Here is a 13,926-nt window from a genome sequence, read left to right as displayed (position 1 = left end):
AGAGTGGGGCAACCCACTCTTTCTTGTTAGGCAAAGCAGGGAGGGTTCGTCGTGAGCCAATCGATCGAAGCGCTCGTCGAGCAATTGGCGGCGCCGATTTTGGAAGAAGAGGGCTGCGAGTTGGTCGACGTCGAGTTTAAACGGGAAGGCAGGAGCTGGTACCTGCGCCTCTATATCGATAAGGAGGGCGGCGTGGATATTGAGGACTGCAGCCGGGTGAGCGAGCGGCTTTCCGCCCGCCTGGATGAGGTGGATCCCATCCCCCAGGCGTATTTCCTGGAGGTGTCTTCACCGGGAGCCGAGCGACCACTGACCAAACCGCGTCACTTCCACTGGGCGGTGGGGAAGGCGGTCCACGTCACCACGCGCCAGCCGCTCGATCGCCAGAACGTGTTCCAGGGCTATCTGACATCCTTTGACGGCCAGACGCTGGTCATCGAAGACCTGGACGACGAGGGTTCGGTGTACACCATCCCCTATGACCTCGTGGCCAAGGCCCGTCTGCTCGTCGTGTGGGAATGACCGGACCACGGTGAAGGGTTGAAAGGAGGAACCGTCGCGTCATGAACGCCGACTTTATCCAGGCGCTCAACGATCTCGAACGGGAAAAGGGCATCAGCAAGGACACGCTAATCGAGGCCATTGAGGCGGCGCTCATTTCGGGCTATAAGCGCAATTTCAATTCCGCCCAGAACGTGCGCGTCGACATCAACCGGGAGACAGGCGAAGTGAAGGTGTACGCGCGCAAGACCGTGGTGGAAGAGGTTACCGACCCGCGCCTGGAGATCGCCCTCGACACGGCGAAGGAAATGAACCCCAACTACCAGCTTGGCGACATCGTGGAGATTGAGGTGACGCCGCGCGATTTCGGGCGCATCGCCGCCCAGACGGCGAAGCAGGTGGTGACCCAGCGTATTCGCGAGGCCGAGCGGCAGATCATCTACCACACCTTTGTCGATCGCGAGCACGACATCATCACCGGTATCGTCCAGCGACGCGACAGCCGCTACCTGTACGTCGATCTGGGGCGCACGGAGGGCCTCCTGCCGCTTCACGAGCTCATGCCGACCGACGACGTGAAGCAGGGCGACCGCATCAAGGCCTACATCACGCGCGTGGAAAAGACGACCAAGGGGCCGCAGATCCTCCTGTCGCGCACCCATCCCGGCCTCTTGAAGCGCCTGTTTGAACTGGAGGTGCCCGAGATCTACGACGGCGTCGTCGAGATCAAGGCCGTGGCGCGGGAGGCTGGCGAGCGCTCGAAAATCGCCGTCACCTCGCACGACCCGAACGTCGACCCCGTGGGAGCCTGTGTCGGGCCGAAGGGGATGCGCGTGCAGACGGTGGTGGGCGAGCTGAACGGGGAGAAGGTGGACATCGTCCGCTGGTCCGATGACCCGGCAGAGTTCATCGCCAACGCCCTCAGCCCGGCGAAGGTCGTCCACGTTCTCATCGACCGGGACAGCAAGGTGAGCCGTGTCATCGTACCCGACCACCAGTTGTCCTTGGCCATCGGCCGACGCGGGCAAAACGCGCGCCTGGCGGCGAAGCTGACGGGCTGGAAGATCGACATCAAGAGCGAGACGCAGGCCCGCGAGGAGGGGCTGTGGGATCCCGAGGCCGAAAACACCGCCGGCGAAGACGACGCGTGGGCTGCCGATGAGGTGTGGGAGGCGGACACCGACACGGCTGGCATAGCCGTAGACGCGGAACCGGAGGAAGAAGGCGCAGCGGGGGATGCGGCCTCCGATGTCTCCGATGACACCGTCACGGACCCGACCGAACCGCGTTGAGCCGCCCGGGGCCGAGGGAGAAAAGGAGGAGAGCGCAATGCGGCCGAAAAAGGTTCCCATGCGCAAATGTGTCGCCTGCCAGGAGATGTTTCCCAAGAAATCGCTGATCCGTGTGGTGCGCACGCCGGAAGGGAATGTCATCGTCGACCCGACGGGGAAGGCGAACGGCCGTGGCGCGTACCTGTGTGGCCAACGCGCCTGCTTTGCCCAGGCCCGGAAGAAAAAAGCCCTTGAACGGGCCTTGAGCGTGGCCATTCCGGACGAGGTATACCAAGAATTAGAAGAAAAGTGGGTGGGCAAGACCGATGCGTGATCCCTTTCACCAGCTTTTGGGACTCGCCTATCGCGCCGGGCGCGTGGTGACGGGCGATGAGCTGGTGCTCAGGGCGGTGCGCCGGGGCCGGGTGCGCCTGGTCATTCTGGCCGCCGACGCGTCGGAGCGAACGCGGAAGAAGTGGCAGGACAAGTGCGCCTTTTATGCCGTTCCCCTGGTGGTGACATCGGACCGAACACAGTTGGGAGAGGCGTTGGGGAAGGAGGAGCGCGTGATCGTCGGCGTAACCGATGAGAACTTTGCACGCCGGCTGAGGGAGCTGGCCGGGAACGACTCACTGGGGGTGAAAGCATGAGCAAGATGCGCGTGTACGAATACGCCAAAGAACGCAACGTCAGCAGCAAGGACCTGATCGCCATCTTGAAGCGCCTCGATGTGCCGGTGGCCAACCACATGAGCGTGATCGATGAAGAAACCCTGCGGAAGCTGGACGACTATTTCAAAAAGGCCAGCGAGCGCAAACCCGGGGACAAACGCCGTCGCCGTCGCCGGAAGCGCTCCGGTGGGATGCGAACCGCGGAAGGGCAACAGACCCAACAACCGCAGCAGACGGCCCAGCAGGGCGCGACCCATCGCGACAAGCCCGGCGAGGGAGCGGTAGCCGAAACGGTGGACAAGGCGGGCCGCAACGAAGGGAAAAAGGCGGGCAAGCCCGGCGAGGCGGCCAAGGAGGAGCGCGCGAGCCAGCAGGGCGCAGTGGCGCAGGAGGCGGAGCGGAAGCCGGCGGCGGCCGTGAGCGAGACGGCGAAGGAGGAGCCGACATCCGTAAACGAAGAGGAGCTCGACGATCGCTTCCTCGACGACGACGAGATGGAGCGCCGCTTCAAGCCCAAGCGGACGAAACCCGCGCCGAAGCGGTTTGACGACAGCAAGCCGGCCGGCAAGGGCAAGAAGGGCAAGGACACCAAGAAGGCGGAGAAGGCTCCCGAGCCGAAGAAACCGGAGAAGAAAACACCGGAGAAGATCGAAATCAGCGGCGACCTTACCGTCGGCGAACTGGCCAAGAAGTTGAACAAGGAGCCGGCGGAAATCATCAAGAAGCTGATGGCACTCGGGATTCTGGCGACGATCAACCAGACCGTTGACAAGGACGCCATCTACCTCATCTGCGAAGAGTACGGCGTTCAGGTGGAGGAAAAGGTTGTCATTGACGAGCTGAACTTCGAGACGATCGAGGAAGTGGACGATCCGGCCGACCTGGTGGAACGACCCCCAGTGGTGACGATCATGGGTCACGTCGACCACGGGAAAACGACGCTCCTTGACGCCATTCGCCACGCCAACGTGGCGGCGCAGGAGGCCGGCGGCATTACCCAGCACATCGGGGCGTACCAGGTGGAGGTGAACGGGAAGAAGATCACCTTCCTCGACACGCCTGGCCACGAGGCGTTCACGGCGATGCGCGCCCGGGGGGCCAAGGTGACGGACATTACCGTTCTGGTCGTGGCCGCCGACGACGGCGTCATGCCGCAGACGGTGGAGGCGATCAACCACGCCAAGGCGGCGGGCGTGCCGATCATCGTCGCCGTCAACAAGATTGACAATCCGGAGGCCAACCCCGATCGCGTCAAGCAGGAGCTGACCGAGCATGGCCTTGTCCCCGAGGAGTGGGGCGGCGACACGATCTTCGTGCCGATCTCGGCGCTGAAGAAGCAGGGCATTGACGAACTTCTGGAGATGATTCTCCTTGTGGCCGAGATGCAGGAACTGAAGGCCAACCCGAACAAGCGCGCCCGCGGAACGGTCATCGAGGCCAAGCTGGACCGCGGCCGTGGCCCGGTGGCGACGGTGCTGGTGCAACACGGCACGTTGCGTGTGGGCGATCCGATCGTCGTTGGCAACACCTACGGCCGTGTGCGGGCGATGACCAACGAGCGCGGCGAGCGGCTGAAGGAGGCCGGCCCGTCGACGCCGGTGGAGATCACCGGCCTCAACGACGTGCCGTCGGCCGGTGACGCGTTCATGGTCTTCGAGGACGAGCGCAAGGCGCGGGAAATTGGCGAAGCCCGGGCCGAGCGGGCGCGGGAGGCCGAACGTCAGGCGTCGGCCAAGGTCAACCTCGACGATCTGTTCAAGAAGATCCAGGAAGGCGATATCAAGGAGATCAACGTCATCATCAAGGCCGACGTGCAAGGGTCGGTGGAGGCGCTGAAAGGGGCCCTCGGCAAGATGGATGTCCAGGGCGTGCGCGTCAACGTCATCCATGCCGCCGTCGGGGCGATCACCGAATCCGACGTCAACCTGGCCGCCGCGTCGAATGCCATCATCATCGGCTTTAACGTCCGGCCGGAACCGTCGGCGCGCAGCGCGGCGGAGCGGGAAAAGGTGGACATCCGCCTGCACCGCATTATCTACGAGGTGATCGACGAGATCGAGGCGGCGATGAAGGGGCTCCTCGAGCCCGAGTACCGCGAAGTGCTCGTCGGCCGGGCCGAAGTGCGTCAGGTGTTCAAGATCTCCAAGGTCGGTACGGTGGCCGGTTGCTACGTTACCGAGGGCAAGGTGGTGCGCGACGGGATTGCGCGCTTGGTGCGCGACGGCGTTGTCATCTACGAGGGCAAACTTGAATCCCTGAAGCGCTTCAAGGACGATGTGCGCGAGGTAGCCCAGGGGTACGAATGCGGCCTGACGCTGGAAAACTTCCAAGACATCAAAGAGGGAGACGTTATTGAGGTCTCCCGCTTGGAGGAAGCGTCGCGCGCGTGATTGTCGCCTGTCTCGCCTGCGAGTGCTTCCTCCCGGGCTGCCGGTCGCTAAAAGAGAAGCGCGGGGTCGTCAAGCGCGTCCTGAATCGGGTGAAGAGCCGGTTTAACGTGTCCGCTGCCGAGGTGGATTATTGGGACCACTGGCAGCGGACCACCCTGGCCTTCGCCGCGGTGGCCGGCGAGCGCCGCTTTCTCGAAGCGGAACTGGAGCGTGTGCGACGGTTTGTCGAAGCCCACGACGGACTGGAAGTCTTGCGCGTCGACCTGATGTACCTCTAGGGGGCAATGGAAGCGAGGTGGAAACCGTGCCCAACTACCGTATCCAGCGTTTGGCGGAACGGATCAAAGAAGAGCTGAGCGACATCCTCCAGCGCGAGTTGAAAGACCCGCGCTTAGGGTTTGTCTCCATTACCGATGTGGAGCTCACGCGCGACCTGCAGGTGGCCAAGGTGTATGTCAGTGTGCTGGGCAGCGAGGAGGAGAAGGCCAAATCGCTGGAGACGCTGCAGCGCGCAAAGGGCTTCTTGCGCACCGAGATTGGGCGGCGCATCCAGATGCGCCACGTGCCCGACCTGCTGTTTAAATTTGACACCTCCATCGAGCATGGCGCCCGCGTCCACGAACTGCTGCTCGAGCTGGAACGCAAAGGGGAATTGGGCCAGGACGGCGAGGGGGCCGGCGAGGCGGAAAAGGAGGAGCGCGCCGATGACCGATGAGCTGGCGCGCACCTTGACGGAAGCGGTGCGCTTTCTGCAGGATCGCGACGACTTCCTTGTCGTTGCGCACACCAACCCGGACGGCGATGCCACCGCTTCGGTGCTGGCGATGGCCTGCATCCTCGAGCGGATGGGCAAGCGGTACACCCTGGCCAACGAGGGCGAGACGCCACGGCGCTATGGCTTCTTGCCGCGCGCTGACCGCATCGTGAACCATCAGCTTCATCCGCTGGCGCGGACCTATGGAACCGTGATCGCCCTAGACTGCGCCGATCTGGATCGGATCGGCGAGGTGCGTGCCGTGCTGGCGCCGGATGCGGCGGTACTCAACATTGATCACCACGTGACGAACACCCGCTACGGCGCCGTCAACCTGGTCGTGCCCGACGACGCCGCCACGGCCCAGGTGGTGTATCGCTTGGCCAAGGCCGCAGGGATTGTCCTTGACGAGGAACTGGCCACCTGTCTGTACGCGGGCATTCTCTCCGACACGGGCGGCTTCCGCTACGCCAACACCACCGCCGAGGTGCTGCGCGTCGCCGGCGAGCTCGTTGCCGCCGGCGTACGCCCCGATGCCGTGGCCGAGCGGATTCTCGAACTGCTTACGGAACCGCAGCTGCGCCTTCTGCAGCGCGTTCTGCCGTCCCTGGAGCGTCACGGCGACGGGCGCATCGCCTGCCTCACTGTCACGCTGGAGGACCTGGCCGCGGCCCAGGCCACGCGAGGCGACCTGGAAGGGCTGGTCGCCTACGCCCGCAACCTGGAGGGCGTGGCGGTGGGCGTGCTGTTCCGCGAGGACGCGCCCGACGCCGTGAAGGTCTCCCTGCGCGCCCGCGAGCCGGTCGACGTGGCGCGCATTGCCCAGGAATTCGGCGGCGGGGGACACGTGCGGGCGGCAGGCTGCACGCTGCGTGTTTCTCTCGGTGAGGCCAAGCGACGCGTCATCGAGCGGCTGGAGCGCGAAACGGAGGGGCTGCCCCTTGTCCCTTGACGGCATCCTTCCGCTGTACAAGCCAACCGGCCTCACGTCCCATGACTGCGTCGCTCGCGTGCGGCAGGCACTGGGCCTCCGTCGCGTTGGCCACGGCGGCACGCTTGATCCGGAGGTGGATGGCGTGTTGCCCCTGCTCATTGGCCGGGCCACGCGCCTTGCCGAATACCTGCTCGACCTGCCGAAGGCGTATGAGGGGGAGATGGTGTTCGGCGTGGCCACGGACACGCAGGACCAGACCGGCACCGTGGTGGCGGAGGAGACCGTCTCGCTTACCCCGGATGCAGTGGCCGGGGCCATGGCCCAGTTTCGCGGCGAGATAGAGCAGATTCCACCGATGCACTCGGCGGTGAAGGTGGGCGGCATCCCCCTCTACAAGCTGGCGCGAAAAGGAAAGACGGTGGAACGGAAGCCGCGCCGGGTGACGATCTACGAGCTTCGGCTCCTCGACGGCGACTGGACTCCGCCCCACCCGCGGGCGCGCTTCTACGTGTGCTGTTCCAAGGGCACCTACGTGCGCACCCTGTGCGTGGATATCGGCAAGGTATTGGGCGTCCCGGCCCATATGGCCCGGCTTACGCGGGTGCAAAGCGGTCCGTACGCGCTGGAGGACTGCGTGACGCTCGAAGCGGTGGAGGCGGCGGCTGCCGCCGGAACGGTTGCACAGTTCCTGCGCTCCCCCGAGGAAGCGGTGGCGCACCTGCCGCGCATCGACGTGGGTGAGGCGGAAGCCCGGGCCGTGCGTCACGGACGAGGGATCGACTCCCGCGCGTGGAACCTTGCACCGGGGCTGGTGCGTGTGCACGATGAACGCGGCCGTCTCTTGGCCATTCACCGCGTCGAGCCCGGTAAACGGTTCACCGTTCCGCAGAAAGTGCTCGCGGCTGGAGGGGAATCCGCGTGAACGTGCACACGGTCGCGTACAACGCCCTGCCTGCCTCGGTTCGCCCCCACGTCGCCGCCATCGGGTATTTTGACGGTGTCCACCTCGGGCACCAGGCGGTGGTCCGCCAGGCGATCAAACGGGCCCGCGAACTGGGCGTGCCGGCATCGGTGATTACCTTTCACCCCCACCCGCGCGAAGTGCTGGGCCGGACCGGGTACACCCGCTACATCACGCCCCTGTCCGACAAGCTGGCCCTCTTGGCCAACTTGGGCGTGGAGGAGGCGTACGTGATCCGCTTTGACCGCGCCTTTGCCGCCGTCGACCCAGAAGGGTTTGTGGCGCGCTACCTCGTGCCGCTTGCGGTGCGCGGCGTCGCCGTCGGCTTTGATTTCTCCTTCGGCCACCGTGGTCGGGGCACACCGGAGACGCTGGTCCGCCTTGCTGCCGGACGGTTCCCCGTTGACGTGGTTGCGCCGGTGACGGTGGCGGGGGAGAAGGTCTCCAGCACAGCCATCCGTGCGCAGCTACTCGAAGGCCGTGTCGACGAGGCGGCGCAACTCCTCGGACGCCCGTATTCCATTACTGGCAGGGTGGTGGCCGGCAACCGCATCGGCCGTACCCTCGGCTTTCCCACGGCCAACGTCGAGACGGCCGAACCGTACGTCATTCCGGCGCACGGCGTCTATGCGGCCGAGGTGGCCTGGCGGGGGACCGTGTACGAGGCCGTCGTCAACATCGGCGTGCGACCAACGGTGACGAATCGCGCCGAACCCACCATCGAGGCCCATTTGCTCGATTTTGCCGGCGACCTCTACGGGGAGACGATTGCCGTCCGCTTTTTGCACTACCTTCGTCCCGAGCGGCGGTTTTCCGATCTCGACGCCCTGCGCGCACAGATTGCCCGGGACATCGAAGCGGCGCGCACGTGGCGAAAAACAAAGGCCTGATCCATTTACTCCCGATGGGGGCTGTGCTATAATCAATCCGGATGCCGTTTGCATCGCCACGTTCAGGGTGGGGCAGACGGCATGGAACCGCAACGCGGAACGCCGCTTCACCAACGGCGCTCTGGGTTGCCGGGGATTTTCGAGGAGGAGGTGACGACGATGGCGCTGACACAGGAGCGCAAGCAGGAGATCATCAACGAGTTTAAGCTTCACGAGTCGGACACCGGGTCGCCGGAAGTGCAGATCGCCATCCTGACGGAGAAGATCAAGAACCTGACCGAGCACCTGAAGGTGCACAAGAAGGATCACCATTCCCGTCGCGGCCTGTTGAAGATGGTCGGCCAACGCCGGCGGCTCTTGAACTACCTGCGGGAGAAGGACTACGCGCGGTATCGCCAGGTGATTGAAAAACTCGGTTTGCGTCGTTGAGCACAAGCGGGGGCTACCCCGCTTTTTCTCCATTTCCTCTGGGGGTCCAGCTTACGGCATTGGTGAAGCGCAGAGAGGAGGCTATCCGATCTCGATGAGCCATGTGTTCTCAATGGAACTGGCTGGCCGCCCGCTTTCCCTCGAATTCGGCAAGGTGGCCAACCAGGCGAACGCGGGCGTGCTCGTCCGCTACGGCGACACCGTCGTCTTGGCCACGGCGGTCGCCTCGAAAGAGCCGAAAGACCTTGACTTTTTCCCGCTGACCGTCAACTATGAAGAGCGTCTCTATGCCGTGGGGAAGATCCCCGGCGGCTTTATCAAGCGCGAAGGGCGGCCGAGCGACAAGGCCATCCTGGCCAGCCGCCTGATCGACCGGCCGATCCGTCCGCTCTTTCCCGAGGGTTTCCGCAACGAGGTGCAGGTGATCGTCACGCCGCTGTCCGTCGACCAGGACTGCTCGCCCGAGATCGCGGGGATGATCGGGGCGTCGGCGGCGTTGACGGTGTCGGACATCCCCTTTGACGGGCCCATCGCCGGGGTGATTGTCGGCCGCGTCGACGGCCAGTTTGTCATCAACCCGACGGTGGAGCAGGCCGAAAAGAGCGACCTCCACCTCGTCGTTGCCGGCACGAAGCACGCCGTCAACATGGTCGAGGCCGGCGCCGACCAGATTCCGGAAGACACGATCCTCGAGGCGATCCTCTTCGGCCATGAGCAGGTGAAGGAGATTTGCCTGTTCCTCGAGGAGATCCGCGCGCAAATCGGCAAGCCGAAGATGGAGCCCGAGCTCTACGAAATCGACCCCGAGCTGGAAAAGGCCGTGCGCGCCTACGCGACGGACAAGCTGCTCGAGGCGATCCGCAAACCGGAAAAGCAGGAACGGCAAGCGGCCATCGACGCCGTCAACGAGGAGACGCTCCAGCATTTTGAGGCCCAGCTGGCCGACCGCGACGAAGAGGAGCAGAAAAAGGCCCTCATGATGGTCAAGGACGCACTGCACAAGATCCTCAAGGAGGAAGTGCGCCGCCTGATCATCGAGGAGAACACCCGGGTGGACGGACGGGCCCTTGACGAGATCCGGCCCATCTCCTGCGAAGTTGGCTTGCTTCCGCGGACGCACGGGTCGGCCCTGTTCACGCGCGGCCAGACCCAGGTGCTCAGCGTTTGCACCCTGGGGGCCAAGGGCGACATGCAGATGCTTGACGGAATCGACCTGGAAGAGTCGAAACGCTTTATGCACCACTACAATTTCCCGCCCTACAGCGTCGGGGAGGTGCGTCCCATCCGCGGCCCGGGACGCCGTGAGATCGGCCACGGAGCCCTCGGCGAGCGCGCGCTGGAGCCGGTGATCCCGTCGGAGGAGGAGTTTCCCTACACCATCCGCCTCGTCTCCGAGGTGCTTGAGTCGAACGGCTCCACGTCGCAGGCCAGCATCTGCGCCAGCACGATGGCCCTCATGCACGCCGGCGTGCCGATCAAGGCGCCGGTGGCGGGGATCGCCATGGGTCTGGTCAAGGAAGGCGACCAGGTACGGGTGCTGACCGACATCCAGGGCATCGAGGACGCCCTCGGCGACATGGACTTCAAGGTGGCCGGTACGACCAAGGGGATCACCGCCCTGCAGATGGACATGAAGATTGCCGGCATCGACCGCGAGACGCTCCGCGTCGCCCTGGAGCAGGCGCGCAAGGCGCGGCTGTACATCCTCAACAAGATGCTCGAGACGATCCCCGAGCCGAACAAGACCGTCTCGCCGTATGCGCCCAAGATCCTCGTCATGCAGATCAACCCCGACAAGATCCGCGAGGTCATCGGCCCGAGCGGCCGCGTGATCAACCGCATCATCGACGAGACGGGCGTGAAGATCGACATCGAGCAGGACGGCCGCATCTACATTACCCACGTCGACCCGGCCCAGAACGAGAAGGCCAAGAAGATCATCGAGGACCTCGTGCGCGACGTCGTCGTCGGCGAATCCTACGTCGGGACGGTCAAGCGCATTGAGAAGTTCGGCGCCTTCGTCGAGATCCTGCCCGGCAAGGAAGGGCTGGTGCACATTTCGCAGCTGGCCGAAGGGCGCGTTGGTCGGGTGGAAGACGTGGTCAAGGTGGGGGACACCATCGTCGTCAAGGTGACGGAAATCGACTCCCTCGGGCGCATCAACCTGTCGCGCAAAGCGGTGCTGCAGGAGCAGGCCGCCCAGGGAGCCAAGTCGTGACGGAGCAAAGAGAGGCGTTCTGCCTCTTTTTTATTGTGTTGGGCATGCATCTTCCCGCCCGGACATAGGCATGGAGGAGGGGGGATGATGCGTGCACATCCGACGCGACCGGCGCGGCGCAGGGCGACTGACGCTGGCGCTCTTCGTTGCGTTTTGCGTGCTGTGGGTCCTCGCTTCCGGTGGCCCGCCTGCGCGCGATTGGGCGGTCCTGGCGCCCGAGGTGTCGAACGAACCCCTGGACGACGCGTGGATGGCCAAGGTGCGGCAGCTGGCCGCCACGCGGCGCGAACCGCCCGTCGACGCCCGCCTTGACCCGGTGTGGAAGGCGATTCCCGGCTACAATGGCCTCGAGGTGGACGTGGAGCAGTCGTACTGGAAAACGCGGGCCATGGGTGTGGTGAGTCCCGAGGTGCTCGTGTTCCGGCAGGTGCCGCCGAAGGTGCACCTCGACGACCTCATGCCGGCGCCGATCTATAAGGGCAATCCGCAGAAACCCGCCGTGGCCCTGATGGTCAACGTGTCGTGGGGCACGGAATGGATCGCCCCCATGCTGGAGGTCCTGAAACGGGAAGGGGTGCGGGCCACCTTTTTCCTCGACGGCTCGTGGGTGGCCAAAAACCCGGACGTGGCCAAGCAAATCGCCGAAGCCGGCCACGAGATCGGCAATCACGGCTATTCCCACCCGCTCTTCAGTCGCATCCCCACTGCGCGCATTGAGCAGGAGATCGCCCGAACGAACGAGGTGATCGAGCGGACGGTGGGGGTTCAGCCGACGCTTCTCGCCCCGCCGGCCGGCGACTACGACGAGCGCACCGTGCGTTTGGCCTGGCAGGCCTTCGGGATGAAGACGATCCTGTGGACCCTGGACACCGTCGACTGGAAACGGCCGCCGGCTTCGACGATCGTGCGGCGCATCGTTCCTCATGTGCACGGGGGTGTCCTCATCCTCATGCACCCGACGGAACCCACGGTGCAGGCCCTTCCGGCGTTGATCCGCGGCATCCGCAACAAGGGGCTTGTCCCGACCACGGTGAGCGCCTGCCTGTCGCCGGAGCGGATGGAGACGCCCTCATCCCCCGATGGGAAACCGTGACCGAGGGAACCCGGCTTCGATTGAAAGCCGGTAAACCCGTTTGCTATAGTGAATACCGAAGCTACGGCGAAGGAGGATGTGCGTGATTCAAAAGCATACCCTGGACAATGGTTTGCGCGTCATTACCGAATCCATCCCTTCCGTGCGTTCCGTATCCATCGGCGTATGGGTGGGAACGGGTTCAAAATATGAAACCCGCACCACGAACGGCATCTCGCACTTTATCGAGCACATGATGTTTAAGGGCACCACCCGCCGGACGGCGCGACAGATCGCGGAGGCCTTCGATCGCATCGGCGGGAACGTCAACGCGTTCACGTCGAAAGAGTATACCTGCTACTATGCCCGCGTGCTCGACCAGCACGTGGAAATCGCCCTCGATGTGCTGGCGGACATGTTTTTCCACTCCCTGTTTGACGCCGCGGAGCTGGAGAAAGAGAAGAACGTCATCATCGAGGAAATCCGCATGTACGAGGACACGCCCGACGAACTCGTGCACGACCTCATCGCCGCGGCGGCCTTTCCCGGCCATGCCTTGGGGTTCCCCATTCTGGGCAGCGAGGACAATTTGCGCGCGTTTACCCGTGACGACGTGCTCCTGTACATCGAAGACCACTATCACGTGGAAAACACGGTGATCACCGTTGCCGGCAACATCGACGATACGGTGCTCAAGCGAATCGAGAAGCACTTTGGCGCCTTTTCCCGCCACAGCGAGCGCAAGGCGCCCCCGCCGCCGGCATTTGAGGCCGGTATGGCCGTGCGCGTCAAGGAGACCGAGCAGGCCCACCTGTGCCTGGCGTTGCCGGGGCTCCCCCTGGACGATCCGGACATCTACTCGCTTATCCTGCTCAACAATGTTCTCGGCGGGAGCATGAGCTCACGCCTGTTCCAAGAGGTGCGCGAGGAACGGGGCTTGGCCTATTCCGTTTATTCCTATCATTCCGGCTATCGTGACGGCGGCTTGTTTACGATCTATGTCGGCACGGCTCCGCGTCAGGTGGATCAGGTGGTCGACCTCGTCACGAACATTCTGCGCGATGTCAAGGAGCGGGGCATTACCGACGCGGAGCTGGAAAACGGCAAAGAACAGCTAAAAGGAAGCGTCGTGCTGAGCCTGGAGAGCACCAACAGCCGGATGAGTCGCTTGGGCAAAAACGAATTGTTGCTCGGCCGGCATTATACCATCGACGAGATTCTGGCGCGCATTGAAGCGATCAACCAGGAGACGGTTCGGCGGGTCGCCCAGCGTGTGCTGTCACACCCCCTCGCGCTGGCGATGGTGAGCCCGCTTGACGCGCCGCCGGCCACCTACCGGAGGGATGCCCTTGTATAAGGTGATGATCAAGCGCCTGCCTGGAAACGAAGACTTGCCGCTCCCCGCGATGATGACCGCCGGCGCCAGCGGCTTTGACCTGCGGGCCGCCGTAACAGAGCCGGTGACGCTCCAACCCGGCGAGCGTGCGTTGATTCCCACGGGCATTGCCATCGCCATGCCGGAAGGACTGGAGGCCCAGGTGCGCCCCCGTAGCGGCCTGGCCCTCAAGCACGGCATCACCTGCCTCAACTCGCCGGGTACGATCGACGCCGACTATCGCGGGGAGATCGGTGTCATCCTGATCAACCTCGGACAAGCCCCCTTTACCGTCCATCGCGGCGACCGCATTGCCCAGCTGGTGTTCCAAACCGTCCCCCGCGTGGCGCTCGTGGAGGTGGAGGTGCTGCCGGGCAGCGGGCGAGGAAGCGGCGGTTTTGGGCACACCGGCGTGTAAAAGGTGAAGGATCGCCCCCAGGAAGGGGGCATTTTTTGTGCC

At 64.2% G+C, this 13,926-nt stretch carries 15 protein-coding genes; all 15 read left to right on the top strand.

Annotation, left to right across the window (positions count from 1 at the left end):
- Positions 1-51: 51 nt before the first annotated feature.
- A complete protein-coding gene (gene rimP / locus ACYQ0Z_RS08510) occupies positions 52-522 on the top strand; it encodes a ribosome maturation factor RimP (RefSeq protein WP_459866724.1) in 471 nt (156 codons plus the stop codon).
- 41 nt (positions 523-563) lie between these two features.
- Positions 564-1,793 carry a transcription termination factor NusA gene (gene nusA / locus ACYQ0Z_RS08505; RefSeq protein WP_459866721.1) on the top strand — a complete coding sequence of 410 codons (1,230 nt, stop codon included), beginning with the start codon at positions 564-566 and terminating at the stop codon, positions 1,791-1,793.
- Between the two features lie 37 nt (positions 1,794-1,830).
- Positions 1,831-2,106: an RNase P modulator RnpM gene (gene rnpM / locus ACYQ0Z_RS08500; protein WP_459866718.1), complete on the top strand. Its 276-nt coding sequence runs from the start codon at positions 1,831-1,833 to the stop codon at positions 2,104-2,106.
- The gene (locus ACYQ0Z_RS08495) at positions 2,099-2,422 is read left to right on the top strand and encodes a YlxQ family RNA-binding protein (RefSeq protein WP_459866715.1); all 324 of its coding nucleotides are present in this window, start codon (positions 2,099-2,101) and stop codon (positions 2,420-2,422) included. The genes rnpM and ACYQ0Z_RS08495 overlap by 8 nt, the downstream gene beginning before the upstream one ends.
- A complete protein-coding gene (infB, locus tag ACYQ0Z_RS08490; protein ID WP_459866712.1) occupies positions 2,419-4,833 on the top strand; it encodes a translation initiation factor IF-2 in 2,415 nt (804 codons plus the stop codon). The genes ACYQ0Z_RS08495 and infB overlap by 4 nt, the downstream gene beginning before the upstream one ends.
- Positions 4,830-5,111, top strand: coding sequence for a DUF503 domain-containing protein (locus ACYQ0Z_RS08485; RefSeq protein ID WP_459866709.1), 282 nt, complete (start codon positions 4,830-4,832; stop codon positions 5,109-5,111). Before infB ends, ACYQ0Z_RS08485 begins: the two co-directional genes overlap by 4 nt.
- Before the next feature lie 26 nt (positions 5,112-5,137).
- Positions 5,138-5,548, top strand: a complete 411-nt coding sequence (gene rbfA / locus ACYQ0Z_RS08480) for a 30S ribosome-binding factor RbfA (protein WP_459868814.1) — start codon at positions 5,138-5,140, stop codon at positions 5,546-5,548.
- The gene (locus ACYQ0Z_RS08475; RefSeq protein ID WP_459866706.1) at positions 5,538-6,539 is read left to right on the top strand and encodes a DHH family phosphoesterase; all 1,002 of its coding nucleotides are present in this window, start codon (positions 5,538-5,540) and stop codon (positions 6,537-6,539) included. The genes rbfA and ACYQ0Z_RS08475 overlap by 11 nt, the downstream gene beginning before the upstream one ends.
- The gene (gene truB / locus ACYQ0Z_RS08470; RefSeq protein ID WP_459866703.1) at positions 6,529-7,443 is read left to right on the top strand and encodes a tRNA pseudouridine(55) synthase TruB; all 915 of its coding nucleotides are present in this window, start codon (positions 6,529-6,531) and stop codon (positions 7,441-7,443) included. The genes ACYQ0Z_RS08475 and truB overlap by 11 nt, the downstream gene beginning before the upstream one ends.
- A complete protein-coding gene (locus ACYQ0Z_RS08465) occupies positions 7,440-8,372 on the top strand; it encodes a bifunctional riboflavin kinase/FAD synthetase (protein ID WP_459866700.1) in 933 nt (310 codons plus the stop codon). Before truB ends, ACYQ0Z_RS08465 begins: the two co-directional genes overlap by 4 nt.
- 159 nt (positions 8,373-8,531) lie before the next feature.
- Positions 8,532-8,801: a 30S ribosomal protein S15 gene (rpsO, locus tag ACYQ0Z_RS08460; RefSeq protein WP_459866697.1), complete on the top strand. Its 270-nt coding sequence runs from the start codon at positions 8,532-8,534 to the stop codon at positions 8,799-8,801.
- Positions 8,802-8,895: 94 nt separating this feature from the next.
- Positions 8,896-11,019 carry a polyribonucleotide nucleotidyltransferase gene (pnp, locus tag ACYQ0Z_RS08455; RefSeq protein ID WP_459866694.1) on the top strand — a complete coding sequence of 708 codons (2,124 nt, stop codon included), beginning with the start codon at positions 8,896-8,898 and terminating at the stop codon, positions 11,017-11,019.
- A gap of 91 nt (positions 11,020-11,110) precedes the next feature.
- Positions 11,111-12,112: a polysaccharide deacetylase family protein gene (locus ACYQ0Z_RS08450; RefSeq protein WP_459866691.1), complete on the top strand. Its 1,002-nt coding sequence runs from the start codon at positions 11,111-11,113 to the stop codon at positions 12,110-12,112.
- Between the two features lie 82 nt (positions 12,113-12,194).
- Positions 12,195-13,448, top strand: a complete 1,254-nt coding sequence (locus ACYQ0Z_RS08445; protein WP_459866688.1) for a M16 family metallopeptidase — start codon at positions 12,195-12,197, stop codon at positions 13,446-13,448.
- Positions 13,435-13,884 (top strand): dUTP diphosphatase, encoded by a 450-nt coding sequence (gene dut, locus ACYQ0Z_RS08440; RefSeq protein WP_459866685.1) that lies wholly within the window; start codon positions 13,435-13,437, stop codon positions 13,882-13,884. Before ACYQ0Z_RS08445 ends, dut begins: the two co-directional genes overlap by 14 nt.
- The last annotated feature ends 42 nt before the right edge of the window (positions 13,885-13,926 follow it).

The sequence above is a fragment of the Calditerricola yamamurae genome, from assembly GCF_054654135.1.
Note: the sequence above shows the minus strand (reverse complement) of the source record. Positions and strands in the feature narration are given on the sequence as shown.